We start from the raw sequence: 3,567 nt of genomic DNA, 5'->3' as shown, positions 1-3,567 counted from the left end.
CCGGTCACCCCGCCACCGCCCAGCACCAGCGCCCGCTCCATGTGATCTTCCCCTCCGTAACGTCCCGCGCCGGTCACGGTAGCGTCGGACCCACCACCGCCGGCAGGGGAGGAACGTTGAACCCGGTCACTGTCATCACCGGCGGCAGCCGCGGAATCGGCGCCGCCACCGCCCGCCGGCTCGCCCTCGCCGGCCACCACATCGCGTTCGCCTACCGGCGCGACCACGACGCCGCGGCGGCCGTCCTCGCCGACATCGAAGCCGCCGGCCGCAAGGGCGTCGCGGTACCCGCCGACACCACCGACGCCGACCAGGTCAGCGCGCTCTTCGACGCCGCCGCCGACCTCGGTGAGCTCACCGGGCTGGTCAACAACGCCGGTGTGACCAGCCCGATCGGCCCCTTCGTCGACCTCGACCCCGCCGACCTGCGGCGCGTCGTCGACGTCAACCTCATCGGCTACGTGCTCTGCGCCCAGCAGGCGGCCCGCCGGATGGGCCCCGGAAGCGCCGTCGTCAACGTCTCCTCCGCCGCGGCCACCCTCGGCAGCCCCAACGAGTACATCCACTACGCGGCGGTCAAGGCCGCCACCGACACCCTCACCGTCGGGCTGGCCAAGGAGCTCGCCCCCCGCCGGATCCGGGTCAACGCCGTCGCTCCCGGCATCATCCGCACCGACATCCACACCCTCTCCGGGGTGCCCGACCGCCCCGAGCGCGCCGCCGGTCGTATCCCGCTGGGCCGCGCCGGGGAACCGGAGGAGGTCGCCGGCGCGATCGCCTGGCTGCTCGGCCCCGACGCCTCGTACACCACCGGCACGGTGATCCGCGTCTCCGGCGGCCTCTGACCTCGGCCGCCGTCAACGGGGTGGCCCGGGACCGCACGGTCCCGGGCCACCCCGGGCGGTCAACTCGTGAACAACTTCGCGGCGGTGATCACCGTCTGCGCCACCCCGTACCCGAGCAGCACCGACACCACCAGCCAGGAGATCCACAACCGGGCCCGCTGCCCGCGCCCACCGACCTCGTTCATCGCGTACCGCTCCCTTCCGCGACCGCCGCCGCGTCCTGGTCCGGGCCGGGGCCCGGGTCCGGATCCGACCGTTCGTGGAACCGCTGCGGCACCGGCCGGACCAGCAGGTTCGCGACGAACCCGACGGCCAGCACCCCGACCATCGTGAACAACGCCGGCCGGTACGCCGCCGCCGTCAACGTGCCCGGCTCGCCCTGCGCGTCGAGGAACCCGTTGACGATCAGCGGCCCGGCCACCCCCGCCGCCGACCACGCCGTCAACAGCCGGCCGTGGATCGCGCCCACCTGGAACGTGCCGAACAGGTCGCGCAGGTACGCCGGCACCGTGGCGAACCCGCCGCCGTAGAACGACAGGATCACGCACGCCAGCAGCACGAACAACGCCATCGCCGCGTGCCCCACCACGGCCAGCAGCGCGTAGAGCACCATGCCGACCCCCAGGTACAGCAGGTAGATCGGCCGGCGACCGATCACGTCCGACGTGGAGGACCAGACGAACCGGCCCGCCATGTTGAACAGCGACAGCAGGCCCACGAAGCCACCCGCCGCGGCCACCGACACCGACGAGACCCCGCCGTCGCGGAAGAAGTCCTGGATCATCGGGCTGGCCTGCTCGAGGATGCCGATCCCGGCGGTCACGTTGCAGAACAGCACCACCCACAGCAGCCAGAACGAGCGCGTCTTCACCGCGTTCGCCGCGGACACGTTCGCCGTGGTCACCAGCGGTTTCGCCGCCACCCGCGCCGGGTCGAACCCGGCCGGACGCCAGTGCGGCGCCGGCACCCGCACGTTGAACACCCCGAACATCATGATCAGGAAGTAGCCGATGCCCAGCGTGACGAAGAGCCACACCAGCGCGCTGCCGGACGCCGTCGAGCCCGCGTTCGACGGGTCGTACCCGCCGTCGTAGAACGACAGCAGCTGCCGGGACAGGGGAGAGGCCACCATCGCCCCGCCACCGAACCCCATGATCGCCAAACCGGTGGCCAGCCCCGGCCGGTCCGGGAACCACTTGATCAGCGTGGAGACCGGGGAGATGTAACCGATGCCCAGACCGATCCCGCCCAGCAGCCCGTACCCCAGGTACAGCAGCCACAACTGCCGCGTCGCGATGCCCAGCGCACCGACCAGGAAGCCGGCCGCCCAGAAACACGCCGACACGAACATCGCCTTGCGGGGCCCGTTCGCCTCTACCCAGGTGCCCGCCACCGCGGCCGACAGGCCCAGCATCACTATCGCGATACTGAAGATGACCCCGATCGCGGTCTGGCTGGTGTCGAAGTGCGCGATGAGCGAGTTCTTGTACACGCTGGTCGCGTAGACCTGCCCGATACAGAGATGGATCGCCAGCGCCGCCGGTGGTATCAGCCAGCGGCTGTACCCCGGCGGCGCGACGGTGTGCCGACGATCGAGTGCGGAGAGCATGCCGCAGCGTCCCTTCGGAAGAAGATGAGATCACCTCCCTTCATCCCCCCGACGACCGTCCACGGGAAACCGATCATCGCTGGACGGTCGCTGCGGTGAGCCGAACGGTCGACCCGCCCGTACGGCCACCACGCGACCCTCACGCCACGTCCGTCGATCCCACCCCGAGCCGTGCCACGATGACCGGCGTGAGCATGCTCTTCGGTCAGGTCGCCGACACCTACGACGACGTACGCCCGGAATACCCCGACGGCATCGCCGAGGCCATCCGCGCCTACCACGGCGGCGCCCCGCGGCACGTCGTGGAGATCGGCGCCGGCACCGGCAAGGGCACCCGCGTCCTGCTCCGCCTCGGCGCGCCGGTCACCTGCCTCGAACCCGACAGGCGGATGGCCACCCGGCTCGCCGCGAACCTGCCCGAGGTGACCGTCCGCGGCGAGACGTTCGAAGAGTGGACACCGCCGCAGGGCGGCGTACCGCTGATCGCCGCCGCCCTGGCCTGGCACTGGCTCGACCCCGCCACCCGCAACCAGCTCGCCCACGACGCGCTCGCCCCCGGCGGCACGCTCGCCGTCTTCGCCCACAAGTACGGCTACGCCGACCCCGTCCAGTCCCGCGCCATCGACACCGCGCTGCGCGCCATCGACCCGGACGTCAAGGACCGGCCCGCCGGCTGGTTCCACCTCGACATCACCGCCAGCGGCCTCTTCACCGACGTACGGTCCGACACCGTCGACCGGGACCTGGCGCTGCCCACCGACCGCTACCTGGACCTGGTGCGGACCTTCGGGCCGTTCCGCCAGCACTCCGCCGACCAGCAGCAACGCGCCCTCGCCGCCGTGCGCTCCCTCGTCGACGGCTTCGGCGGCCGCATCGTCCTGCGGCTACGCACCAGCCTGGTCCTGGCCCGCCGCCCGCACGAGAGCAGCACCCGGGTGACCCGCACCGGCCCGCCCGAGCAGCGGGGGAGCACCCGATAAGGAAGGTTTACAGTCCACGCCGGACACCGGTAGCGTGCGAAACCGATCGATCGCCACCGATCGAGATGAGCACCAGGAGGTGTCCGTGCGCCACCGCCACACCATCACCCGGCTCCTCGCCGCGACCACACTC

The 3,567-nt window shown here is 71.9% G+C and carries 4 protein-coding genes; 2 read left to right on the top strand and 2 right to left on the bottom strand.

Annotated features, from left to right (window positions below; all coding sequences use genetic code 11):
- Positions 1–116 precede the first annotated feature (116 nt).
- Positions 117–845 (top strand): SDR family oxidoreductase, encoded by a 729-nt coding sequence (locus E1211_RS31295; protein WP_132353718.1) that lies wholly within the window; start codon positions 117–119, stop codon positions 843–845.
- Between the two features lie 59 nt (positions 846–904).
- Here E1211_RS31295 and E1211_RS33775 read toward each other — a convergent pair whose 3' ends face one another.
- Together E1211_RS33775 and E1211_RS31290 are read right to left on the bottom strand one after the other, a co-directional pair.
- The gene (locus E1211_RS33775; RefSeq protein ID WP_255510761.1) at positions 905–1,030 is read right to left on the bottom strand and encodes a hypothetical protein; all 126 of its coding nucleotides are present in this window, start codon (positions 1,028–1,030) and stop codon (positions 905–907) included.
- Positions 1,027–2,454, bottom strand: coding sequence for an OFA family MFS transporter (locus tag E1211_RS31290; protein ID WP_243709792.1), 1,428 nt, complete (start codon positions 2,452–2,454; stop codon positions 1,027–1,029). The genes E1211_RS33775 and E1211_RS31290 overlap by 4 nt, the downstream gene beginning before the upstream one ends.
- 194 nt (positions 2,455–2,648) lie before the next feature.
- Here E1211_RS31290 and E1211_RS31285 point away from each other — a divergent pair, with 194 nt between their 5' ends.
- A complete protein-coding gene (locus E1211_RS31285; protein ID WP_243709793.1) occupies positions 2,649–3,434 on the top strand; it encodes a trans-aconitate 2-methyltransferase in 786 nt (261 codons plus the stop codon).
- Positions 3,435–3,567 lie beyond the last annotated feature (133 nt).

Source organism: Micromonospora sp. 15K316 (assembly GCF_004348525.1).
Lineage (GTDB): Bacteria > Actinomycetota > Actinomycetes > Mycobacteriales > Micromonosporaceae > Micromonospora.
The sequence above is the reverse complement of the archived record's forward strand: the minus strand, read 5'-3'. Positions and strand labels throughout refer to the sequence as shown.

Coding starts and splice junctions, on each gene's coding strand:
- E1211_RS33775 (WP_255510761.1), bottom strand. CDS start 1,030: ATGAACGAGGTCGGTGGGCGCGGGCAGCGGGCCCGGTTGTGGATCTCC.
- E1211_RS31290 (WP_243709792.1), bottom strand. CDS start 2,454: ATGCTCTCCGCACTCGATCGTCGGCACACCGTCGCGCCGCCGGGGTAC.
- E1211_RS31285 (WP_243709793.1), top strand. CDS start 2,649: ATGCTCTTCGGTCAGGTCGCCGACACCTACGACGACGTACGCCCGGAA.